Origin of the sequence: Pseudomonas sp. PA-7-1E (assembly GCF_021605325.1) — a bacterium.
Classification (GTDB): domain Bacteria; phylum Pseudomonadota; class Gammaproteobacteria; order Pseudomonadales; family Pseudomonadaceae; genus Aquipseudomonas; species Aquipseudomonas fluorescens_BV.
Genome location: NZ_WKFA01000004.1, coordinates 44,678 through 66,745, shown reverse-complemented (window position 1 = coordinate 66,745; position 22,068 = coordinate 44,678). Strand labels below are relative to the sequence as shown.

Genomic DNA, 22,068 nt, shown 5'->3' with positions numbered 1-22,068 from the left:
GGCGCTGCATTCAGAACTGGTACTGCGCCCCAGCCCCCGCATACCACGATCGCCCCGGCGCCGCTTCGTAATAGCGGTTATTGCCATCCCCCACAATCACCGACCCCACGTACTGACGATCCAGTAGGTTATCCAGGCGCAAGGTCTGGTGAAAGGTCCAGTGCTCTACCTTCTGCTCAAACCGCGCGCGCCAGTTGAAGACGCTGTAGGCCGGTGCGGCGTGTTGCTGGTTGGTGTCTTCTACGTAGACCTTGCTGCGGTACAGGCCTTCGATGGCGGTGCTGACCCAGTCCCGTGGTTTCCAGTTCAGTTCGGCGAACAGGGTGGTTTGTGGCACGCCGGGGAGGTAGTTGCCTTTGTCGATGGTGTTGGCGCCGCTGGTAAAGTCGCTGTCGTAGGTTGCGTGCAGGCGGGTGTAGGCGAGGCTGGTGCTCCAGTGGTCGCTCAGCTGGCTTTCAACACCCAGTTCGAAGCCGCGGCGCAACGTGCGACCGGCGTTCTGGTAGCTGGTACGGCCACCGATGGATTGCTGCACCACCAGTTCGTCCTCGGTGGTGATCTGGAAAATGGCGGCGTTGATCCGCGTGTTGTTCAGTTGCGCTTTCACGCCCATTTCATATTGCGTGCTTTCAGACGGCTTCAAGCCGAAGTTGAAGCCCTCGGCGTTGCCCGGTGCATAGGCCAGCTCGGCCTGAGTCGGGGTTTCAAAGCCTTTGCCTGCGCTGATGTAGGCGTGCAAGTCGGGGGTGAACGCGTACATCACGCTCATCGAAGGGGTGTTTTTCTGGTAGGTCTTGTTGCCGCTGGCGTCGCCATTGCTCAGGAACTGATCGTCAACGTCCATTTGCATCGTGCTGTGGCGCACGCCGGCTTGCAGGGTCCAGCGGTCGAGGGCCCAGTTGGCTTGGATATACGGGTCGAGGCTGCGAGCCGTGTCGATTTCGTCGCGGCGTAGTTGGCCTTTCACGCCGAGGGCATTGCCGCTGTAGTTCTGATAGCCATGGCGGCTGTCTTCGCTTTGGTCGAAGTCCAGGCCGGTGATGATCATCAGCTCGCCAGGCGCGCTTTCGATGGGCTGCAGCCAGCGCACGCTGCCGCCGTAGAACTTTCGATCAAATTGCACTACGCCACCGCCGCGTTCGTTGGCGGGCGTGCCCTTGGGGATCGACAGGTACTGAATCACACTGCGCCGCCCGGTGTAGGCATTGACCTGCAAGGTCGCGCCACCGAAATACCGCTCGTAATTCATCCCCAATTGCTGGTGATCGATACTTTTACGCGTGTTGTAGTTCAGCGCATTGGCGCTTACCGAGCGCGGGTCTGCCTTGTACGCTGCCCAGGTTTGCCCCAGCGGATCCTGCGTACCGTTCTGCTCCAGGCTGCTGTAGATCAATGCCAGCTTGCTGTTGTCATCGGGCTCGACATTGAGCTTGGCGAAGGTCTGGTCGCGGCGCGCGCTGCTGTGATCGCGGTAGCCGTTGGTGTCCATGCGCGAGGCGTCGAGCACAAACCCGGCGCCATTCGCCGCGCCCTCGGCGCTGAGGTGGTTCTTGTTCAGGCCGTCGCTGCCCACCAGGGTTTCGGCGCCGATACGCGGCGGGCCTTCACCGTCGCGGGAGAACATCTGGATCACGCCCCCGGCGTTGCTGCCATACAGCGTCGCCGCCGGGCCGCGCAGCACTTCGATGCGCTCGGCCGTGTCGAGGTTGAACGTCGCGGCCTGGCCCTGGCCATCCGGGGTACTGGCGGGGATGCCGTCGGCGATCAGCTTGATGCCGCGCACGCCGAATGCTGAACGGGCGCCGAAGCCTCGGGACGAGATCTGCAGGTCTTGCGCGTAATTCTGACGGTTCTGCACCACCAGGCCGGGCACGCGGGACAGGGCTTCGGAGGCGTTGATGCCGAGCTGGCCGTCACTGATCTGCTCGCGGTTGATGCCGTCCACGGAATAGGGCAAATCGAACGTCGGGCTGGCGCTGCGCGAGCCGGTGACCACGCTGGGGTCCAGGATCAGGGGCGTATTGTCGGCCTGGGCGGTGTTACACAGGCCCAGCAGTAAGGCAAGGCAGGTTGGGGCAGAAGGAGTCATGAAAAGGCCGGTTGGTAGCGCGCAAGTGAGGGGCGTAGGCGAAAATGTTACAAGTTTAACGACTCGCCCTCTGATTTGCCGAAATCCTTACCGCTGGGCGCAATGGGATGCATCCTACGCTTAGCGTCGACTGCGTAAGCCTGAAGCCTTGGTTCTGTGGTGTTAGGTTTTCGGTCTTTATTAACAAACAAGAAGAATCGACTATGCGGACTCCTATTCTGAGGTTGCTGGTATTGCTGGGAATATCGTTGCTCATGGGCGGCTGCGGCACTACGACCACGGTACTGCGTGGCGATGACGTCACTGTTCTGAACCTCAAGAGGAAGAAAACGTACTGCAACTCTGTTCCGCGTGTTTATAGCGGCGTGGTTTATGACTTGTGTGTCTTGCATGGACCGCCGAACTCCGCAAGTGATCTCTCGCTGAATGGTATTCCCTGGGGCATTCTTGATGTGCCCGTTTCTGCTGTCCTGGACACGCTCGTCCTGCCCTACACGATCTACCGCCAAAGCGCGGACGGCAGCATCGAGCTGCGCTAACAGCTTCCTACTGCTTTTAAGCTATAATCCCGCCCTTTAGCTGTTTCCCGCCCCGGCGGGAAACACACTTTTTTCAGGCGCGATGCGCCTGCATGCAGACTAAAAGAGGCTAGACCCCAGTGGCATTGACGATTCTTGGCCTGTCCGGCGCCCTTAGCCATGATCCTTCCGCAGCCCTGTATATCGACGGCAAGCTGATTGCGGCCGCCGAAGAAGAGCGCTTCGTACGCGACAAACATGCAAAGAACCGCATGCCCTACGAGTCGGCGAAGTTCTGCCTGGAGCAGGCTGGCATCAAGCCTTCGGACGTTGACGTGGTGGCGATCCCGTTCGCCCCGATCAGCCTGTTCGGCGAGGCGCGCTGGCACTACGCCAAGCGTTACTGGTACGCCCCGGACCGCGCCCTTGACGCGATCCTGATGGGCAACCGTCGCTACAAGCGCTATCGCAACAAGATCGTCTGGTGCCTGGAGCAACTGGGCTTCGATCCGAAGAAAATCAAGATCGAACCGGTAGAACACCACCTGGCTCACGCATCCAGCGCCTACCACTGCTCGGGCTTCCAGGAAAAAACCGCGATCCTGGGCATTGACGGCAAGGGCGAGTACGCCACTACCTTCTTTGGCTACGGCGAAAACGGCAAGATCCACAAGATCAAGGAATTCTACGATCCGGACTCCCTCGGCGGCCTGTACGGCGCAATCACCGAGTTCCTCGGTTTCGAAATGCTCGACGGTGAGTTCAAGGTCATGGGCATGGCGCCGTACGGCGATGCCAGCAAATACGACTTCTCGCGCCTGGCCTCCTTTGAAAACGGCGAACTGGTGATCAACACCGACTACGCCAACGTCATCGGCCTGCGCCGCTACAAAGAGAAGGGCAAGGGTTTCTACTTCTCGCCAAAACTGATCGAGTGGCTGGGGCCGAAACGCGAAGGCGACATCGCCGACGAACCGTACATCCACTATGCAGCCAGCATGCAGGCGCTGTTCGAAAAACTGGCCTTGCAGATGATCGACCACTACCTGGGCGACATCCTCAAGGACACCGGCAAGCTGGCCTTCGCCGGCGGCTGTGCGCTGAACGTCAAGCTGAACCAGAAAATCATTGCCCGTGACGACGTCAAAGAGCTGTTCGTACAGCCGGCTTCCGGCGATGCCGGCACCGCCGTCGGTGCGGCGGCCTACGTGTCCCATGCTCGTGGCGTACCGGTCGAGAAGATGGAACACGTCTACCTCGGCCCGTCCTACAGCAACGAAGACGTGATCGCCGCGTGCGCCAAGCACGAGAGCAAGCCGAACTGGCGCAAGATCGAGAACATGCCTAAGCGCATTGCCAAGATCATGGTCGACGGCAACCCGGTGGCCTGGTTCCAGGGCCGCATGGAGTTTGGCCCGCGTGCCTTGGGCGGTCGTTCGATCATCGGTTGCCCGAGTGCGACCGGCGTGGCGGATCGCATCAACCACCAGATCAAGTTCCGCGAGCGTTGGAGGCCTTTCTGCCCGTCGATGCTCGACACCGTGGCCCCACAGATGATCAAGGTCGATCATCCGGCGCCGTTCATGACCTTCACCTTCGAAGTCGCCGAAGAGTGGAAGACCCGTGTACCGGAAGTCGTGCACGAAGACGGTACTTCCCGCGCCCAGGTGCTCAAGCGCGAGTACAACCCGCGCTACTACGACATGATGAAAGAGCTGGAAGTGCTGACCGGTAACGGCGTGTCCCTGAACACCTCGCTCAACCGTCGTGGCGAAGCGATGATCTGCTCGCCGACCGACGCGCTGAACATGTTCTTCGGCTCGGACCTGCAGTACCTGATCATGGAAGACATCCTGGTGGTCAAGGATGGCGTGGACCCTTATGACGCCGTGGTTTAAATGCTGAACCGCTTCCAGGGCTGGCGTGAACGTGGCTGGGCGCCTGTCGAGGCCGAGGTTTACGCCCAGGCCTGGCAGCGTTACGGCGGCAGTGTGGCGACCCATCCCCAGGTGATTGAGCGGTTGGCCGGGCTGGCGCAGATACCTGTGCGCTACCTGGGCTGGGAGCACGGTGGTGAACTCAAGGGGGCAATCGCCACCTGGGGACGCGACCTGGCGCTGTCCAAGGATGTGCTCAAGCGCAGCGGCAAGAAAGGCCTGTTTGACCTGGGCAACGCCGAGATCATCCTGCCGATTGCTGCCGATGCGCAGCTGCCGTTGCGTCATCGTGCGCGCTACCTGTCGACGCTCAATCAAGGGCGCGTGAGCACCCTCAAGCCCCAGGCCGAGCAATTGGCCATGGCGCGTACTCCCGAAGACCTGTCGAAGAAGTTTCGCTACAACCAGCGGCGTGAACTGCGCCTGTTGGAAGAGGCGGGCGGCTTGGTAAGGGCGGTCAGTGAGTTTTCCAGTGTAGAACTGGCGGCGATCTATTGCGACCTGTTCCAGCGTCGTTGGGGCTTCCCGGCGGCGGGCGCGGCGCGTCTGGCCGAGGTGCTGGAGTTGCTCAAGGAATTCCTGTTCGGCTCGGTGCTGTTTCTGAACGACGCGCCGATTGCAGTGCAATTGGTGTATCAGGTGCAGTCCAACGAGTGGTTCAGTGCCGAATATGTCAATGGCGGCGTCGACCCTGAAACCCGTGCATTCAGCCCCGGCAGCGTGCTGAGTTTTCTCAATACCCAAGGTGCCTGGGAGCAGGCGCGGGTGGCGAACAAGTCGCTGCGCTTCTCCTTCGGGCGTTCCGACCGTGAATACAAGGAGCGCTGGTGCAACCCGGTGCCGGTGTTCAGTGTATGAGCCGTAAACAGCAACTGCTCAAGCGCCATCGGCGTAACAAGCGTATTGCGCTATTGATCGGCGTGCTGGTGTTGGTCGCCACCGGCGTACTGGTCGCCTGGTGGTTGCCGCTGATCCTTGCGGTGCTGCTGTGGGCCGCCCATGAAGCCTGGTTTGCCGATCACCTGTTTTACTCGCCCAAAGACAGCTATGAGTACGCGTTCCCGGCCGGCAGCGAACAGCCCGGCTTGCGCCTGGAGGCGGGCCGGCTGTTGCTGGATGCGCCGTTGGCGGCGGATGAAACCCTGATCGTCGGCATTGAGTTGAAAAGTACCTGGCTGGGGCGTTTCTTCGACCCTGCGGTGGACCTGTTGGGCCTGCAAAGCCCGGACCGGCAAGCCTTCGAGCGCGGCGTCGCTGGGCGGCGTTATCTGAACCTGACCGGCGCCGCCGAAGCCTTGGCCGCGGGCAAGCTCGAATTGCGCGGGCGTTTTTGCCGGATAAAGGGGCAGCCGACGCTGTGGCGCTTTCGCCAGCCGGACTATCGCCAGCAACGTGTGATGGTGATCGCGCCCCATGCCGACGATGCCGAGCTGGCTGCGTTCAGCCTTTACAGCCAGGCGACTGAAAGCTGGATCGTCACGCTGACGGCCGGTGAAATCGAAGCTGAGCATTATCAGAACATGGGCCTGCCCAAGGCTGAAGCTGCGCGCCTCAAGGGCCGTTTGCGGGCCTGGGACAGCGTCTCCGTGCCCCGCTGGGCGGGCGTGCCCGAGGCGCAGTGCGTGCAGTTGGGGTACTTCTGCATGCAATTGCAAGCCATGCAGGCCGCGCCAGATCAGCCTCAAGCCTCCCGCGAAGCCGGTTTGGCCGATACGCGGCTGTTCCGCCAGTTCAATGGTTTTGCCCTGCCTGGCGATGCTGATGGTGCACCGACCTGGCATAACCTGATCGCCGACCTGCGGGCGCTGCTGCTCAAGGCGCGGCCCCAGGTCATCGTCTTGCCCACGCCGTTGCTTGACCCTCACGCCGACCATATCTGCGCCCACGCGGCAGTGCTGGAAGCCTTGCAGGGCCTGGAGTGGCAGCCCGACACATTGCTCGGCTACGCCAATCACCTGCATGATAACGACCGCTGGCCAATGGGCGATTCCGGCGCTGGCGTGGCGCTGCCGCCACGTTTCGATGGTGCTGTGGAACTGGTGCCGTGCAGTTTCGCTCTCGCCTTGAGCCAGCAGCAGGACAAGGCCATGGCCCTGGGCATGATGCACGACCTGCAGCCGCCAGCGCCGTTCAAGCGTCGAGTGCGTAGGTGGTTGCAGCAACTGCTGGCGGGCCGTAGTCCATCGCCCTATGGCGAGAACGAATTCTTCCGCAAGGCCGTGCGCCGTCACGAGCTGTTGTGGGTCCTGAAGCAGGACTGAGAGCCGATTGAAGGCAGGCCGTTATGCGCCTGTCGCCCTTTTTACCGGGCTGCATGCCCGTAGCCAGATCGCTGCATGGAGAGTTATGAAGCCTCGTTTCAAGGTTTTGCAGTTACAGCCGGACTACAACGTCAAGACCCATGACTTCGCGGACTTGGGTGAGCAAATCGTCAAATCCCTGCCGGCCGAGCGCTTCGAGGTGACCTCCGGATTTCTCAGTGGGCGCCCGCTGCCCGGCCAGCCCCTGAGCGTGGCCGAGCACTCCCATTATTTCGAGCTGCCGGAGAAGTCCCTCAAGGGCATTCGCTTTGGCGCCATGTGGCAGATCTACAAGTACTGCCGCGAGCAGAAGTTCGACGTGGTCATCTGTAACCGCTTCAAGTCGGTGAACATGATGCTGTCGCTCAACCGCTGGTTGAAGATCCCGCTGTGCATCGGCATCTCCCACGGCTTTGGCGAGTACGCCCGTGGTTACCGTCGGCGTCAGACCCAGCGCTGGGTCAGCCCGGCGTGGCGTTTTGTCGGGGTGTCCGAAGCGGTCAAGGACTACCTGGTAGACCTCAATTGCGGGTTCACCCCTGAGAACACCACCTACGTCACCAACGCGATCGACATTCCCCAGGCAGAGGCTTTGCAGCTGTCCCGTGAAGACGCACGCAAGGCCCTGGGCCTGCCGATGGATGCACGGATGATCGGCGCCCTGGGCCGCCTCGTGCCGATCAAAGGGCATACCCATCTGCTGCAGGCCTTCGCCACGCTCAAGGACAAATACCCTGAGGCGCAGGTGGGGATTATTGGTTCTGGCCGTGCCGAAGCCGACCTGCGTGCCGACATCGAGCGCCTCGGCCTGACCGGCCGTGCGCACTTGCTGGGCTTTCGCGAAGACGGCATGAAGTACGTGCGCGGCTTCGATATCTGGACCATGCCGTCGCTGTTCGAAGGCCTGGGCCTGGCCTTGCTGGAAGGCATGAGCGGCCACCTTCCGGTGATCGCCTCCAACGGCCCGGCGATGCTGCCACTGGTGCAGGGTGCGGGCGGCTTGTCCCATGATCCGGGCAACGTCGAACAATTGGCTGCGGCCCTGGACACTTACCTGGCCTTGAACGATGAACAATTGCGCGCCAAGGGGGAGGAGGTGTTCCGCTATCTGGAGGCCAACCACACCCTCGACGAGTTCAAGCACAAGTACCTGACCCTGATTGAAACCGGTTTGCGTGAAGTAGGTAGAGCATGAATCAGCAACAACCCCTGGTCTCGGTGATCATCGCTTCCTACAACCATGGCCAGTACATCGAGCAAAGCATTCTTAGCGTGCTGGGGCAGACCTACCCCAATATCGAGCTGTTGGTAGTCGACGACGGCTCCAAGGATGACAGCGTCGAACGCATCCAGCGCTTGCAGGCCGAGCACGGCTTTGATTTCCAGGTGCAGCAGAACCAAGGGCTCAGCGCGACCTTGAACGGTGCGATCGCTCGCGCCAAGGGTAGCCTGATCGCACCGTTCGGCTCGGATGACATCATGTTGCCGGACCGTATTGCCACCCAGGTGGCGTATATGGACGGCAAGCCGAAAGTGGGCATGTGTGCTGGCAATATCGAGCTGATCGACGGGGATGGCAACCTGCACCCGGAGAAGAAACAGCGTCGCGACGTGCCGTTTCGCCGTCTGGACTTCGATGACCTGTTCCTGGACCGCAAGCCGTTTCCACCGGCGCCGACCATGCTGATTCGTCGCGAAGTGCTGGAGGAGGTCGGTGGTTTCGACCCGCAGATTCCCCTGGAAGACTTGCTGATCCAACTGAAGATCACGGCGGCGGGCTACACCATCGACGCCCTTGACGTGGTGATGGCCAAGTATCGCCAGCACGCCAGCAACACGTACAAGAACCACCGCTACATGATCCAGAACATCCTCAAGACCTACGCCAAGTTCAGCGAGCACCCGGCCTATGACGCGGTTCGCTACAACTTCCTGAACTCGATGTTTCTCAAGACCGCCGACCGCGACCGCCCGTTGGCGCGGGAGGTGCTCAAGCAGATCCCTTTGAAGTTCTGGGGGCGCAAGACCTTGCGCGGGCTGGTGCGGTTGTATCTGGCGCCGCTCAAGAACTGAACCGACGCCGCCCCCTGTAGGAGCGAGCTTGCTCGCGAAAAACGTCAACGATAACGCGTACTTCCTGAATAAACGCGGCGCCGGTGAGTTTTTCGCGAGCAAGCTCGCTCCTACAGGTGTTTAAAGGCTCTGGACCTGCTCGCGGATTTTCGCAGTGGCCGCTGGGCTCGCCTCCAAGGCGTAACCTTTGACCAATTGTTCGAAGTGCGTTTCGAACAGCCAGTTGCGATCCTGAGGATAACGTTGCATGTGGCGCAGGTTACGTTGGCGCAAGGCGTAACGCAGTGAAGACGGGTAGATGCGCAGGTCAGCCACGTCGATCAGGGCGAACTCACCGTCGTCCATCAACAACACGTTACCCAAGTGCAGCGAACGGAAGTACACGCCGCGCTCGTGCAGTTGCGCCATGAACCGTCCAAAGCGCTCAACCAGTGATTCACGCAGGCTGCTGTCCAGGCTTTGCAGCGCTTGGCGCAACGTCAGGCCGGGCAACGGCGTGTAGCGCACCGCGCTGCTGGCGTCGCTCAGGCGGTAGAGCCCGAGGATGTGCGGGGTAGGAATGCCCAGGGTGCGCAGTTGCTCGCTGTTGCTGGCAAAGCGCTCGGAGTACGGGTTGAAGCTGCCGGAGGTGTACCAGCGGCGTGGGCGGAACAGCTTGAGGAAACTGCCGTCCTCCAGGCGCAGGACTTTGGGACCCAGGCCATCGGCCTCAATCACGTGGGCGTTGCTGCAAAGTTGTTCAAACGCTGCGGGCTTGAGGTTCTGCACCGGCATGCGCAGCAGGCTGCGATGGCGCTGGGCGATGCTCAGGCCGGTGATAATTGCCAACGGAATCCACAGCAGGAACCAGTGCTCCTTAGGGCGCGACAGAATGCCGCCGCCTTCGGTCAGGCCCGCACCGATGCCGTAGGCCAGCAGTGACGAAGCCAGGATGAACAGCGGCTGGGCGCGTTGCTGCAGACTTTTGTATAGAGCCCAACCGAGCATGAAGGCCCAGGGGATAAAGCCGATGATGCCGACGTAATAAAGCACCCCGAGGGCGAAGCTGTGGGGTTCGCGCAGTTGGTAGCCATCGGATACGGTCAGGTATAGCTCGGAATCGTAGCTATGCCCAATCCAGGGGTGTTCGGCGATGAGCTGTAATGTCATGGTCCACAGTTCGAGTCGGAACGAGCTGCCGCGTCCAGTGATCATTTCGGGGAAAAACAACAAGAGCCCGGCTGCACCCAGCACCATACCGGCGAAAAGCATCGCTGCGCGGCGGTTACGGCTGACAAAGCTCAACCATAGGATGGCCAGCGTCAACGCTACTAATGCAGTACGTGAACCGGTTGCCAAAACCGCGGCGGTCATGACCGCCAGGGCCGGAACGCTGAACCACAGCACCTTGAGACGCTGGGTAGTCATGCAGACATACAGCCAGTACACCGTGAAAAAGCCAAACAGATGCGAGCTGAGCAGTGGGTTGTCCAGGGCGCCCAGGCCGCCGATCATGCGCATGCCGGGCGAATAACCCTTGGCGAACGCCACCAGGTTACCCAGGCTGACCACCAGCGCAATCACCGCAGCGCTGAAGAAGATCGGCTTGAACAATTCGTTGCGGTAATGCAGCAGCAGACCGCAGCCGCCAAACAGCATGAAGGTATTCAATGGTCGCTTGAACAGGTCAGTATCGGAACTGGGCGCCGGGCTCCAGAGCAGACTGGTCAACGCCCAGGCGGAGAACGCCAGGAACGCGATTGCCAGGGGCTCGCGCAGCAGGTCCTTGAATTCCCGAGGGCGCATGCACAACAGAAACAAGGTCGGTACGCTGAACAGGATGTAGACAATGCGGTGCAGTACATTGCGATTGCCGACAAAAAACAGTGCACTCAGGAGCAGCAGCAAGCCAACAGGCAAAATCCATAGGACCAGGAAGTCGAAAACGCGATTTGAGCCATAGGTAAGGCGCTTGGAGTGCATACAGTAAAGCCATTCCAGAAATAGAAAGCCGACCATCTTAAGCTAGTGGCTAAGTAATGTCGCCGGTAGGATCCAACCGGGCCGCGGCTTACGCCGGGTGCAAGTACAACAGAGAAGCTGTGCTAAAGTCAGCCTCCTTTTTCAAAACGCCGCGTGATATGACCGACTCCAGTCCGAGCGCAAGCCCTTCGAGCTTGAAAATATACTTCCGCCTGCTCAGTTACGTTAAGCCCTATATGGGCTTGTTCGCGTTGAGTATCCTTGGATTTCTGATTTTCGCGTCGACCCAACCGATGCTGGGTTACATCCTCAAGTACTTTGTCGACGGTCTCTCCAATCCGGAAGCTGTGCTATTCCCGACCGTGCCCTTTTTGCGCGACCTGCAATTGCTGCAGGCAGTGCCGCTGCTGATCATCCTGATCGCGGCCTGGCAGGGCCTTGGCTCGTTCCTGGGCAACTACCTGTTGGCCAAGGTCTCCCTGGGTCTGGTCCACGACTTGCGGGTGCAACTGTTCAACAACCTGCTGACGCTGCCCAACCGCTACTTCGATAATCACAACTCCGGGCATCTGATTTCCCGCATCACCTTCAACGTGACCATGGTCACGGGGGCCGCGACCGATGCTATCAAGGTGGTGATCCGCGAAGGCATGACGGTGATCTTCCTGTTCGCCTCCTTGCTGTACATGAACTGGCGCCTCACGTTGGTAATGATCGCGATCCTGCCGTTGATTGCCGTGATGGTCAGTACCGCCAGCAAGAAATTCCGTAAGCAGAGCAAGAAGATCCAGGTGGCCATGGGCGACGTGACCCATGTGGCCTCGGAGACCATCCAGGGCTACCGCGTGGTGCGCAGCTTCGGCGGTGAAATCTACGAACAGAAGCGCTTTTTCAAGGCCAGCCAGAGCAACACCAACAAGCAACTGCGCATGACCCGCACCGGGGCGATCTACACCCCGGCGCTGCAATTGGTGATCTACTCCGCCATGGCCGTGCTGATGTTCCTGGTGCTGTACCTGCGTGGCGACGCCTCGGCGGGTGACATGGTGGCCTACATCACTCTGGCGGGCTTGTTGCCCAAGCCGATCCGCCAGCTCTCGGAGGTCAGCTCGACTATTCAGAAAGGTGTGGCGGGCGCCGAAAGTATCTTCGAACAGCTGGACGAAGACGTGGAGGTCGACCACGGCACTCTCGAACGCGACAAGGTCAGCGGTCGCCTGGAAGTTCGTCACCTGAACTTCACCTACCCTGGCAACGATCGCCATGTGCTCAAGGACATCAGCTTCACCGCCGAGCCTGGGCAGATGATTGCGCTGGTGGGGCGCTCGGGCAGTGGCAAGTCGACCCTGGCCAGCCTGATCCCGCGCTTTTACCATCATGAAAGCGGTGAAATCCTGCTCGATGGCATCGAGATTGAAGACTACAAGTTGCTCAACCTGCGCAAACACATTGCCCAGGTCACCCAGCATGTGACCCTGTTCAGCGACACTGTGACCAACAACATCGCCTACGGCGACCTGGCCGGTGCACCTCGTGCCGATGTGGAAGCGGCGGCAGCGGATGCCAATGCGAAGGACTTCATCGATCAGTTGCCCAAGGGCTTCGATACCCAGGTGGGTGAGAACGGTGTGCTGTTGTCCGGCGGCCAGCGCCAGCGCTTGGCGATTGCCCGTGCATTGCTCAAGAACGCGCCGTTGCTGATCCTCGACGAGGCCACCTCGGCCCTCGATACCGAGTCCGAGCGGCATATCCAGGCGGCACTCGATAAGGTCATGCAAGGCCGCACGACCCTGGTGATCGCGCACCGTTTGTCCACCATCGAGAAGGCTGACCTGATCCTGGTGATGGACGACGGGCGGATTGTCGAGCGTGGTACCCATGGCGAGTTGTTGGCGCAGAACGGTTACTACGCCCGCCTGCATGCCATGGGTCTGGATGCACCGGTGCAGGCTGATATCACCTGATCCAACCGGCATCACGGTGTAAAGGAAATGTAGGAGCGAGCTCGCTCGCGAAAAACCTCAACGATAAACCGCGCTTCCTGAATAAACGCGGCGTCTGTGAGTTTTTCGCGAGCAAGCTCGCTCCTACAGAGAGCAAATCCCCTCCCACATTTGCCCTGCGGTGGTCGCAAGCCATCGCAAACCCTGTGCTAATATCGCGCCCCTGTTCATTTTGTATGTGGGTTGCTCCATGAAGTTGTCCATGCCGCGATTCAATCAAGCCGCTGTCTTGGTGGTCGGCGATGTCATGCTCGACCGTTACTGGCATGGTGGTACCTCACGGATTTCCCCTGAGGCTCCGGTACCGGTCGTCAAGGTCGAGCAAATCGAAGACCGCCCAGGTGGCGCTGCCAACGTCGCGCTCAATATTGCCGCCCTCGGCGCCCCGGCCTCCCTGGTGGGGGTGACCGGCGACGACGAAGCGGCCGAAAGTCTGGCCAACAGCCTGCAGGGTGCCGGCGTGCATGCGTTGTTCCAGCGCATCGCTCATCAGCCGACGATCGTCAAGCTGCGGGTCATGAGCCGTCACCAGCAGTTGCTGCGTATCGATTTCGAAGAACCCTTCGCCACCGATGCCCTGGCCCTCGGCGACCAGGTCGACGCGCTGCTCGACGGTATCAAGGTGCTGGTGTTGTCCGACTACGGCAAAGGCGCCTTGCAGAATCACCAGGTGTTGATCCAGGCCGCCAAGGCTCGCAACATTCCGGTGTTGGCCGATCCCAAGGGCAAGGACTTCTCGGTTTACCGAGGCGCCAGCCTGCTCACGCCCAACCTCAGTGAGTTCGAAACCATCGTCGGCGGTTGCGCTGATGAGCACGAACTGGTGAGCAAGGGCGCGGCGCTGATGGCCGATCTCGACTTGGGCGCCTTGCTGGTGACCCGTGGCGAGCACGGCATGACCCTGTTGCGTCCGGGTCACCCGGCGATGCACCTGCCGGCGCGTGCCCGTGAAGTGTTTGACGTTACGGGCGCCGGTGACACGGTAATCTCTACTCTGGCTGCGTCTATCGCGGCTGGCGAGGAACTGCCCCACGCCGTGGCCTTGGCTAACCTGGCCGCGGGCATTGTGGTGGGCAAGCTGGGTACTGCAGCCATCAGCGCACCTGAGTTGCGCCGTGCGATCCAGCGTTCCGAAGGCTCGGAGCGCGGTGTGCTGGGCCTGGAGCAGTTGCTGCTGGCAATTGACGATGCTCGAGCTCACAACGAAAGCATTGTGTTCACCAACGGCTGCTTTGACATCCTGCACGCCGGGCATGTGACGTACCTGGAGCAGGCAAGCGCCCAAGGCGATCGCTTGATCGTTGCGGTCAACGATGACGCTTCGGTCAGCCGCTTGAAAGGTCCTGGCCGCCCGATCAACAGTGTTGACCGGCGCATGGCGGTACTCGCGGGCCTGGGCGCGGTGGACTGGGTGATCAGCTTCTCCGAAGGCACCCCGGAAAACCTGTTGGCCCAGGTCAAGCCCGACGTGCTGGTCAAGGGTGGTGACTACACTGTCGATCAGGTAGTCGGTGCGGACATCGTCAGCGCCTACGGCGGCACGGTCAAAGTGCTGGGGTTGGTTGAAAACAGCTCCACCACTGCGATTGTCGAGAAGATCCGCAACAACGAGTGATACCCCGTGGGGCGAGCCTGCTCGCCCCTAGCTTTTCTTCGGCACGATCTTGCGCAGCATCTGCCGTGCCTTGCCGGTCAAGCGCTTGAGCTTGGAGTCTTTTTCCGGTTCTGCCAGGCCCTGCTGCCTGAGCCAATCCTTCCAGCGAATCCGCTCATCGCGCACCAGCCATCCCTCTTGCTGGGCAAAACTTTCCGCCAGATAGAGGCCGCGCGTGCTGGCCGGGTACAGTTGGTCTTTCTTGACCGTGTACAACTCTGCCAGTGGCTCGCCATCTTTGAGCGGCATCAAGTACAGGTCCGGGCGCTGACGGTCCAGGCGCGCCACCAGTTGGTCACCCTCCAAACGCTCATCCACATGAAACAAGCTGAGGGACTTGGCTTCCTTCGGCACTTCCAGGCGCAGGTCATAAATCAATTGCAGCGAGGCGGTCGGCAGGTGCACGTAGGCCCGTGGGCGCTCGATCAGTTGCATGGTGGCGCAGCGCACCGGGCGTGCGGCCCCAGACAAAGGGCTCAGGCGAAACGGCAGGGCCTCGCGGTAATGCAAAGCGGCGGAGTAGGGCGCTGGCAGCCAGGTGTCGTTGAAGCGCCCGCCGAGCCAGCCTTCGGGTGTTTCGAGCAGGCACTCTTCGGCAATTTCCTGGATGGCGGTGTGCAGCGGCAGGTTCAGTTCATGGGCCGGGACGTAGCCGGAGATCAGCTTGAGCACCACGTCGCCACGGTCCTGGCGGCGTTGGCGCACCAGCACCCAGTAGTCCTTGTTTTGCCAGTGCAGGGTCAGGCGTACCGAGACGCCGAGGTTCGCCAGTTCCAGGGCGAAGCGTTCGGCATCTGGTACCTCGACCGGCTTGCGCCGTTGCAGGGTCTGGGCGAAGTTGAGCGGCATGCCGACGCTCTGGTAGCTCAGGCCTTCGGGGGTGGCTTCGACGTGCAGCGGCAGTGTCTTGAAGTTGCTGGGGTTCTTTCTTATGAGCGTACGCGGCATGTCGGCTCCTTCTTGCGACGGGGTCGGCCGCGTGGGCGGCATCAGAGTTGACGAATGACCCGGGCAGCAGTTGCTACGTTATGGGCCAGGTGCAGCGGATTAATGGTCCCGACAATAGCACTGGCGACGCCCGTTTGCGCGAACAACAAGGTGAAACTGGCCTGAATTGGATCCATTCCCGGTTCCAGGCATACGTGGCCGCTGGCCAGCGCCTTTTTCACCAGGATGCCCTTGCCGTGGGCGGCCGCATAGTCGATCACGGCCTTCTCAGCCTGTTCGTTGAGGTTGTAGGTGACCATCGCGCAGTCGCCCTGTTCCAGCGCTTTCACGCCGCCCTCGACGGTTTTGCCGGAGAAGCCGAAACCGCGAATCTTGCCGTCTTTCTTCAACTGCTCCAGGGTCTGGTAAACCTCGCAATCATTGAGGATATGCAAGTCGTTGCCGTCGGAGTGCACCAGCACCAGGTCGATAAAATCCGTTTCAAGTCGTTTCAGACTGCGTTCGATCGACATCCGCGTATGGGCCGCGCTGAAATCGTGATGGGAGACGCCATTGGCAAACTCTTCGCCAACCTTGCTGACGATGACCCAGTCCTTGCGCTGGTCACGCAGCAGCGGCCCCAGGCGCTCTTCGCTCATGCCATAGGCCGGTGCGGTGTCGATCAGGTTGATGCCCAGCTCGCGGGCCTGGCGCAACAGCATGCGGGCCTCGTCGTCGCCAGGGATCTGAAAGCCGTTGGGGTATTTCACCCCTTGGTCGCGGCCCAACTTGACGGTGCCCAGGCCCAGGGGCGACACCAGCAGGCCGGTGCTGCCCAGGGGGCGATGCAGGTCGTGCAGGGTTGGCAGGCTCATGGCAACAGTTGCTCCCAGGCGGGTTGGCCGATTGCCGGGGTTGGCAGTTCGGGCAGAGGGGCGCTGGCGCTGGGGCGTATGCCGTCGCGCTCCAGGGCGTGGAGTACGCGGTCGGCGAAGTCCGGCGCCAGGGCCAGTTTGGTGGGCCAGCCCACCAGCAGACGGCCGTCTTCGGCAAGGAACGCGTTATCGGGACGGCTCAGCCCCGATTGCAGCGGCTCGGCGCGATCCACCCGCAGGGTGGCCCACTGAGTCTGGCTCATGTCGATCCAGGGCAGCAGTTGCGCCAGCTCTTTTTGCGCGGTGGCGATCTGTTCTTGCGGCGTACGCGCCACACCGTCAGCCTCGGCGATATCGCCGCCCATGTACCACACCCAGTTGCCGTCGGCGGCCGGGTGGGTGGTTACGGTGATCCGCGGCTTGGTGCCGCCGCCCAGGCAGTGGGCGTACAGCGGCTTGAGGCCGGGGCCTTTGGCGATGATCATGTGCAGCGGGCGTTTTTGCATGGCCGGCTGGCTATGGCCCAGGGCGGCGAGCAAGTCTGCCGTGCCGCCGCCAGCGCTCAGGACTATGCGTTGGGCGCGGATTTCACGGCCATCGACCTTCAAGCCCACCAGGGTGCCACCCTCTAGCAACGGTTCGATGTGCTGACCAGCAAGCAGACCGTCACCGGCCAATTGCGCCAGGCGGTTGATCAGGCTGGGCACGTCCACCACCAGCTCGGCCAGGCGATAGACCTTGCCTTTGAAGCGACGGTCCTGCAGCGCCAGGGGCAGTTCGTCGCCCTTGACCTGATCGACGCGGCCACGCACGGCCTTGCTGGCGAAAAAGCTGGTGAGGTTGCCGGCAATCGTGCCGGGCGACCACAAGTAATGCGCCTGGGACAGCACGCGCACACCGGACAGGTCCAGCTCGCCGCTGCCGGCCAGGGCTTCACGCCAGCGGCGCGGCATATCGGCAATGGCTTCGGAGGCGCCGGTGAGGGCGCCATGCAGGGCGTATTTCGCACCGCCGTGAATGATCCCCTGGGACTTCAGGCTTTGCCCGCCGCCCAGGGTGGCGCTTTCCACCAGTACCGTGGAAAACCCCTGGCCGCGCAGGCGCGCATTGAGCCAGAGGCCGGCAACCCCGGCGCCGACAATCAGAACGTCGGTGGAAATAACGGATGGCATCGGCGACCTCAGTGTTCAAGACAAGAGGCGCAGTATACAGGCTGTTGAGTGGCGGTCAGTGCCCGGCGGTTTTGGAGAACAGCTGAATCACCACCACGCCCAGCACAATCAGGCCCATCCCCAGCATCGCCGGTACATCCAGCTTCTGCCCATAGATGAACAACGCCGCGATGCTGACCATCACGATGCCCATCCCGGCCCATACCGCGTATGCCACGCCGACCGGCACGGTGCGTACCACTAGGGTCAGCATCCAGAACGCCACGCCGTAACCGACGATCACCAGCAGCAACGGGATAGGGGTGCTCCAGCCTTTGATGGCTTTCATGGAAACGGTGGCGATCACTTCCGAGCAGATGGCGATGGCCAAGTAGTAGTAGGCGGCATTCATGGGGCAATCCTCGACGTGATGCGCATTTGATAAGGTCGGCATTCTAGAGGTTCGCCAGATGGGGTAAAGTCATTACCTATCTGGAATTGAGATGGGTTGAGCCATGAGCGTGCAATGGGATCTGGAGCAGATGCGGCTGTTTGTCAGCGTCGCCGAGCAGCGTTCGTTTTCTGCCGTGGCCCGTGGGCAGCGCAAGGCGCAATCGGCGGTCAGCAGTGGCATTGCCCTGCTGGAGGCTGACTTGGGCGTTGTCCTGTTCGACCGTAGCAGCGGCCGGCAACCGCGCCTGACCGAGGCCGGCAGTGTGTTGCTGGAGGAAGCGCGTGAGGTGCTGCGCCAGTGTGAGCGCCTCACGGGCCGGGCGTTGTCGTTGACCCGCGGCGAGGAAGCCTGCCTGCGCCTGGCTCAGGATGAGGCGATGTTGTTCCAGCCTGTGCTCGACAGCCTGGAGGCGCTGGCGGTGCACTACCCGCTTTTGGAGGTGCAGTTGTCCAGCGCGGCTCAGGGCGATGTGGCGCGCAAGCTGGTGGAGCGCAAGGCGGACCTGGGGCTGTTGTTCTATCACGACCAGATTCCCGAAGCCCTGGAGCGAAGGGTGGTGGGCAGTGTGGAAATGGTCACGGTGTGCGGAGTCAATCACCCGTTGGCCAAGGAGCAGTACGTGACGTGCCAACACCTAGCCCAGTTTCGGCAGTTGCTGATGTCGACCCAGACCAGCGTCTACCCCGGCAGCGAGGCGGCCAGCCCCTTGGTATGGCGTGCCGACAGCTTCTACGTATTGGCCGAATGGCTGATGAGTGGCCTGGGCTGGGCCTGGCTGCCTCGGCATATCGTGCAATACCCGACCTATCAGCAACAGATGGTCGAATTGGCCAGCGAATGGACCCCGCCCGCCCTGGTGGTGGAACTGGTGTGGCGCCGCGACGAGCACCTGGGGCCCGCCGCTCGCTTCTTGGCCAAACGTTTTGCCGAGTGCTTGCAGGCGATCGACTGAAAAAGCCGATAAACTCCGCCGCCATGAATAGAACTCTCTACAGCTGTCTGTTTTACCTGGCGCTGCCGTTGGTGGCTTTACGCTTGTGGTTGCGTGCGCGCAAAGCGCCGGCCTATGCCAAGCGGGTGGGCGAGCGGTTTTCCTATGGCTTGCCGGTGATGCGGCCCGGCGGGATCTGGGTGCACGCGGTGTCGGTCGGCGAAAGCATTGCCGCCGCCCCGATGATTCGCGGCTTATTGGAGCGTTATCCACAGCTGCCGATGACTGTCACCTGCATGACACCCACAGGTTCCGAGCGTATCCAGGCGCTATTTGCCAACGAACCGCGCATCCAGCACTGCTATTTGCCGTACGACTTGCCCTGCGCCGCCAAGCGTTTTCTCGACCGCGTGCAGCCTACGCTGGCGGTGATCATGGAAACCGAGCTGTGGCCCAACCATATCCATGCCTGCGCCCAGCGCGGTATCCCGGTGGCGCTGGCCAATGCGCGGCTGTCGGCGCGTTCGGCCAAGGGGTATGCGCGATTTGCCAAGCTGACGGCGCCGATGCTGGCAGAAATGAGCTTGTTCGCGGTACAGACCGAGACAGAGGCCGAACGTTTTCGCGGCCTGGGCGCACGGCCTGAAACCGTGGAAGTGACCGGCTCGATCAAGTTCGACCTGAGCATCGACTCTCAGTTGACGGCCCGCGCCGCCGCCCTGCGTGAACAATGGGGCGCCAGCGAGCGTCCGGTCTGGATCGCCGCCAGTACCCACGAAGGTGAAGACGACGTGGTGCTGGCAGCTCATCGCCAGTTGCTGGCGAACTATCCCAATGCACTGCTGATTCTGGTGCCTCGTCATCAGGAGCGCTTTGGCCCGACGTTTGAGCGCTGCGTGCAGCAAGGGTTTGCCACCGTGCGTCGCTCCAGCGGTGAGCCGGTCACCGAGCAAACCGCGGTGCTGCTTGGCGACACCATGGGCGAATTGCTGTTTCTTTACGCCCTGGCCGACAGCGCATTTGTCGGCGGCAGCCTGGTACCGACCGGCGGGCACAACCCGCTGGAACCGGCGGCGCTGGGTAAACCGGTGATCATGGGCCCGCATGTCTTCAACTTCCTCGACATCACCGCGATGATGCGCGACGCCGGGGCTTTGCGAGAGGTGGACGATGCCGATGGGCTGGCCGAAGCGGTGCGACAGTTGTTTGAGTTGCCCCAGGACGCACGCAAGATGGCGCAGGCTGGGCTCAAGGTGATGCAGGCCAACCAGGGCGCGTTAAAGCGTTTACTGGATGGCTTGGACAAACTGATCAAACACTGACCACACCAACCCAATGTGGGAGCTGGCTTGCCTGCGATAGCATCACCTCGGTGTACCAGATATACCGAGGTGTCTGCATCGCAGGCAAGCCAGCTCCCACATGGGTTCGGCGGTGCGCTTAATAGCCGGGGCGGGCCTTGAGCTGTTCGGCAGCGGCTTTGGCCAGGTCCGGCGGCAGGAAGTCTTTGTCCGGGTTGTAGTCGGCCTTGAGATAGCGCGCCAGATCCTGCAAATCCCCCGGGTTGAGCGTGCCTGCCGCCTGCTTCAAGCGCAGGTTATCGAGGATGTAGTCGTAGCGGCTGTTGTTGTAGTTGCGCACTGACGCGTACAGCTGGCGCTGTGAGTCCAGCACGTCGACGATGTTGCGCGTACCCACCTGATAGCCGATTTCCGTGGCTTCCACCGCGCTCTGGTTGGAGATGATCGACTGACGGCGTGCCTGTACCTGCTCCACATCGGCGTTGACTGCACGGTGCAGGTTGCGGGTGTTTTCCACTACCTGGCGGCGCAGGCCTTCGCGCTGTTGTTCGGTCTGGTCGAGGCGCGAATAAGATTCGCGCACTTGCGAACTGGTGAGGCCGCCGCTGTAGATGGGGATGTTCAAGCGCAGGCCGACGGTGCGTTGCGACACATCGCCGCCGTACGGGATAGGCAACTGATTCGGGTTGCTGAAACCCAGGGCGTCGTTGTCGCCTTTTTCGTATTGCGCAACCGCATCGAGCGTCGGCAAGTGGCCGGCTTTGCGCTGCCGAAGGGTTTCTTCAGCGGCGGTTACCGCGTAATTGCTGGCGAGCAGGTTAAGGTTCTGGCGCCCGGCAGTTTCGACCCAGGCCTTGGCGTCGTTCGGTGCCGGCGGCAGCACCGGCAGCGTGTGGACGATACCCTGAATCGAGTTGTATTGGCGGTTGGTCAGGGTGATCAGCGCTTCGAAAGCGTCGTCCACCTGACGCTGGGCCAGGATGCGGTTGGCCCGGGCAGTGTCGTAGCTGGCCTGGGATTGCAGCACATCGGTCTTGTCCGACAGGCCCACATCGAAGCGTTCGTTGGACTGGTCGAGCTGGCGCTTGAAGGCATTTTCTTCGGCCTTGGTCGACGCCAGGTTGTCCTGGGCGCGCAGCACGGCGAAGTAGCTCTCGGCACTTTGCAAAATCAGGTTCTGCTCGGAGGCCGACAGTTGCAGCGAGGCTTGCTCGTTAACGGCTTGGGCGGCTTGCAGCTGGAACCAGCGGTCGGCACGGAACAGCGGCTGGCTCAGGGTGGCCCGCCAGGAGTGGGCGTCACGGTTGGCCGTGGCGGCCGGTTGGTCGATCTGGGTACGTACGTTATTGCTGTCGGCGCCGGCCGACAGATTCGGCAGCAAACCTGCGCGGGCCTGGGGCACTACTTCTTTTTGCGCGCCGTACTGCGCACGGGCAGCGGCCAGGTCGGCGTTGTTGTTCGCCGCTTCCTGATAGACGCTGACCAGGTCGGTATTGGCGGACAAGGGCGCTTCAGCTGCCCAGACCAGTCCGTTGGTCGCACAAGACACGGCAACAGCCAGTGAGAGTTTGCGCAGCATGAGGCGATCCCTAGTAAGAATATTACGGTGATAATTCAGCGCCCAAGGCTAAGGCTGGCCATGCCTGGCGTCAAGCCTTGAGGCCGTGCCCGAGTGTAGTGGCCGTACCGTCACACAACAATCCCACGATCACGCCATTCATCACGCTGAATGCACCGCTATTGGCAATTTGCCCACGCCATGGTCTAGACTGGCCGCGTTCTTGTCGGGGTGCCTTGTTGGAAGGCTGAGATCGGTAAATACCGGATCCCGTTGAACCTGATCAGGTTAGCGCCTGCGTAGGGAACAAGATTTCTCGTCACCCGGCGAGTCCT

The 22,068-nt window shown here is 61.4% G+C and carries 17 protein-coding genes and 1 riboswitch; of the genes, 10 read left to right on the top strand and 7 right to left on the bottom strand.

Annotated features, from left to right (window positions below):
- Positions 1-10 precede the first annotated feature (10 nt).
- Positions 11-2,089 carry a TonB-dependent receptor family protein gene (locus tag GIW79_RS03945; RefSeq protein ID WP_236452572.1) on the bottom strand — a complete coding sequence of 693 codons (2,079 nt, stop codon included), beginning with the start codon at positions 2,087-2,089 and terminating at the stop codon, positions 11-13.
- Between the two features lie 203 nt (positions 2,090-2,292).
- Between GIW79_RS03945 and GIW79_RS03940 the strand changes: the two genes are divergently transcribed.
- From GIW79_RS03940 to GIW79_RS03915, 6 genes are all read left to right on the top strand, one after another.
- Positions 2,293-2,628 carry a YceK/YidQ family lipoprotein gene (locus tag GIW79_RS03940; RefSeq protein ID WP_054896243.1) on the top strand — a complete coding sequence of 112 codons (336 nt, stop codon included), beginning with the start codon at positions 2,293-2,295 and terminating at the stop codon, positions 2,626-2,628.
- Positions 2,629-2,747: 119 nt separating this feature from the next.
- On the top strand, positions 2,748-4,505 hold the full coding sequence (locus tag GIW79_RS03935) for a carbamoyltransferase family protein (protein ID WP_014716634.1): 1,758 nt from the start codon (positions 2,748-2,750) through the stop codon (positions 4,503-4,505).
- Complete coding sequence (locus GIW79_RS03930; protein ID WP_236279521.1) at positions 4,506-5,402, top strand: GNAT family N-acetyltransferase; 897 nt, start codon at positions 4,506-4,508, stop codon at positions 5,400-5,402.
- A complete protein-coding gene (locus GIW79_RS03925) occupies positions 5,399-6,805 on the top strand; it encodes a PIG-L deacetylase family protein (RefSeq protein WP_236452571.1) in 1,407 nt (468 codons plus the stop codon). The genes GIW79_RS03930 and GIW79_RS03925 overlap by 4 nt, the downstream gene beginning before the upstream one ends.
- 85 nt (positions 6,806-6,890) lie before the next feature.
- Positions 6,891-8,039 (top strand): glycosyltransferase family 4 protein, encoded by a 1,149-nt coding sequence (locus tag GIW79_RS03920; RefSeq protein ID WP_054918876.1) that lies wholly within the window; start codon positions 6,891-6,893, stop codon positions 8,037-8,039.
- Positions 8,036-8,917 (top strand): glycosyltransferase, encoded by an 882-nt coding sequence (locus GIW79_RS03915; protein WP_034125626.1) that lies wholly within the window; start codon positions 8,036-8,038, stop codon positions 8,915-8,917. Before GIW79_RS03920 ends, GIW79_RS03915 begins: the two co-directional genes overlap by 4 nt.
- Positions 8,918-9,037: 120 nt before the next feature.
- Here the strand turns inward: GIW79_RS03915 and GIW79_RS03910 are convergent, their stop codons facing one another.
- On the bottom strand, positions 9,038-10,879 hold the full coding sequence (locus GIW79_RS03910) for an O-antigen ligase family protein (RefSeq protein ID WP_054918873.1): 1,842 nt from the start codon (positions 10,877-10,879) through the stop codon (positions 9,038-9,040).
- 158 nt (positions 10,880-11,037) lie between these two features.
- Here GIW79_RS03910 and msbA point away from each other — a divergent pair, with 158 nt between their 5' ends.
- Both msbA and hldE read left to right on the top strand, forming a co-directional pair.
- Positions 11,038-12,843: a lipid A export permease/ATP-binding protein MsbA gene (gene msbA, locus GIW79_RS03905; protein WP_236452569.1), complete on the top strand. Its 1,806-nt coding sequence runs from the start codon at positions 11,038-11,040 to the stop codon at positions 12,841-12,843.
- A 229-nt stretch (positions 12,844-13,072) separates the two neighbouring features.
- The gene (hldE, locus tag GIW79_RS03900) at positions 13,073-14,497 is read left to right on the top strand and encodes a bifunctional D-glycero-beta-D-manno-heptose-7-phosphate kinase/D-glycero-beta-D-manno-heptose 1-phosphate adenylyltransferase HldE (RefSeq protein WP_034125865.1); all 1,425 of its coding nucleotides are present in this window, start codon (positions 13,073-13,075) and stop codon (positions 14,495-14,497) included.
- Positions 14,498-14,524: 27 nt separating this feature from the next.
- Here the strand turns inward: hldE and GIW79_RS03895 are convergent, their stop codons facing one another.
- Genes GIW79_RS03895 through GIW79_RS03880 form a run of 4 tightly spaced genes read right to left on the bottom strand, consistent with a single transcriptional unit; the run spans position 14,525 to position 17,901 of the window.
- Entirely contained in the window at positions 14,525-15,484 is a 960-nt protein-coding gene (locus tag GIW79_RS03895) for a hypothetical protein (RefSeq protein ID WP_003188010.1), read from the bottom strand.
- A gap of 41 nt (positions 15,485-15,525) precedes the next feature.
- On the bottom strand, positions 15,526-16,338 hold the full coding sequence (locus GIW79_RS03890; protein WP_060767941.1) for an aldo/keto reductase: 813 nt from the start codon (positions 16,336-16,338) through the stop codon (positions 15,526-15,528).
- The gene (locus GIW79_RS03885; protein ID WP_057975429.1) at positions 16,335-17,510 is read right to left on the bottom strand and encodes an NAD(P)/FAD-dependent oxidoreductase; all 1,176 of its coding nucleotides are present in this window, start codon (positions 17,508-17,510) and stop codon (positions 16,335-16,337) included. Before GIW79_RS03885 ends, GIW79_RS03890 begins: the two co-directional genes overlap by 4 nt.
- Before the next feature lie 55 nt (positions 17,511-17,565).
- A complete protein-coding gene (locus GIW79_RS03880; RefSeq protein ID WP_003188013.1) occupies positions 17,566-17,901 on the bottom strand; it encodes a DMT family transporter in 336 nt (111 codons plus the stop codon).
- Positions 17,902-18,004: 103 nt separating this feature from the next.
- On the opposite strand from GIW79_RS03880, the gene GIW79_RS03875 reads away from it, so the two are divergent.
- Entirely contained in the window at positions 18,005-18,895 is an 891-nt protein-coding gene (locus GIW79_RS03875; protein WP_054918871.1) for a LysR family transcriptional regulator, read from the top strand.
- 23 nt (positions 18,896-18,918) lie between these two features.
- Positions 18,919-20,196, top strand: coding sequence for a lipid IV(A) 3-deoxy-D-manno-octulosonic acid transferase (gene waaA / locus GIW79_RS03870; protein ID WP_057975430.1), 1,278 nt, complete (start codon positions 18,919-18,921; stop codon positions 20,194-20,196).
- Positions 20,197-20,314: 118 nt separating this feature from the next.
- On the opposite strand, the gene GIW79_RS03865 is transcribed toward waaA, so the two are convergent.
- Positions 20,315-21,754, bottom strand: a complete 1,440-nt coding sequence (locus GIW79_RS03865; RefSeq protein ID WP_236452568.1) for a TolC family outer membrane protein — start codon at positions 21,752-21,754, stop codon at positions 20,315-20,317.
- A gap of 196 nt (positions 21,755-21,950) precedes the next feature.
- Positions 21,951-22,056, top strand: a riboswitch (TPP riboswitch).
- Positions 22,057-22,068 lie beyond the last annotated feature (12 nt).

Bases quoted from the DNA above. Each gene is read 5' to 3' on its own strand.
- GIW79_RS03930 (WP_236279521.1), top strand. From the start codon at position 4,506: ATGCTGAACCGCTTCCAGGGCTGGCGTGAACGTGGCTGGGCGCCTGTC.
- hldE (WP_034125865.1), top strand. From the start codon at position 13,073: ATGAAGTTGTCCATGCCGCGATTCAATCAAGCCGCTGTCTTGGTGGTC.
- GIW79_RS03910 (WP_054918873.1), bottom strand. From the start codon at position 10,879: ATGCACTCCAAGCGCCTTACCTATGGCTCAAATCGCGTTTTCGACTTC.
- GIW79_RS03895 (WP_003188010.1), bottom strand. From the start codon at position 15,484: ATGCCGCGTACGCTCATAAGAAAGAACCCCAGCAACTTCAAGACACTG.
- GIW79_RS03875 (WP_054918871.1), top strand. From the start codon at position 18,005: ATGAGCGTGCAATGGGATCTGGAGCAGATGCGGCTGTTTGTCAGCGTC.
- GIW79_RS03865 (WP_236452568.1), bottom strand. From the start codon at position 21,754: ATGCTGCGCAAACTCTCACTGGCTGTTGCCGTGTCTTGTGCGACCAAC.
- GIW79_RS03925 (WP_236452571.1), top strand. From the start codon at position 5,399: ATGAGCCGTAAACAGCAACTGCTCAAGCGCCATCGGCGTAACAAGCGT.
- GIW79_RS03885 (WP_057975429.1), bottom strand. From the start codon at position 17,510: ATGCCATCCGTTATTTCCACCGACGTTCTGATTGTCGGCGCCGGGGTT.
- GIW79_RS03945 (WP_236452572.1), bottom strand. From the start codon at position 2,089: ATGACTCCTTCTGCCCCAACCTGCCTTGCCTTACTGCTGGGCCTGTGT.
- GIW79_RS03920 (WP_054918876.1), top strand. From the start codon at position 6,891: ATGAAGCCTCGTTTCAAGGTTTTGCAGTTACAGCCGGACTACAACGTC.
- waaA (WP_057975430.1), top strand. From the start codon at position 18,919: ATGAATAGAACTCTCTACAGCTGTCTGTTTTACCTGGCGCTGCCGTTG.
- GIW79_RS03940 (WP_054896243.1), top strand. From the start codon at position 2,293: ATGCGGACTCCTATTCTGAGGTTGCTGGTATTGCTGGGAATATCGTTG.
- msbA (WP_236452569.1), top strand. From the start codon at position 11,038: ATGACCGACTCCAGTCCGAGCGCAAGCCCTTCGAGCTTGAAAATATAC.
- GIW79_RS03880 (WP_003188013.1), bottom strand. From the start codon at position 17,901: ATGAATGCCGCCTACTACTACTTGGCCATCGCCATCTGCTCGGAAGTG.
- GIW79_RS03890 (WP_060767941.1), bottom strand. From the start codon at position 16,338: ATGAGCCTGCCAACCCTGCACGACCTGCATCGCCCCCTGGGCAGCACC.
- GIW79_RS03915 (WP_034125626.1), top strand. From the start codon at position 8,036: ATGAATCAGCAACAACCCCTGGTCTCGGTGATCATCGCTTCCTACAAC.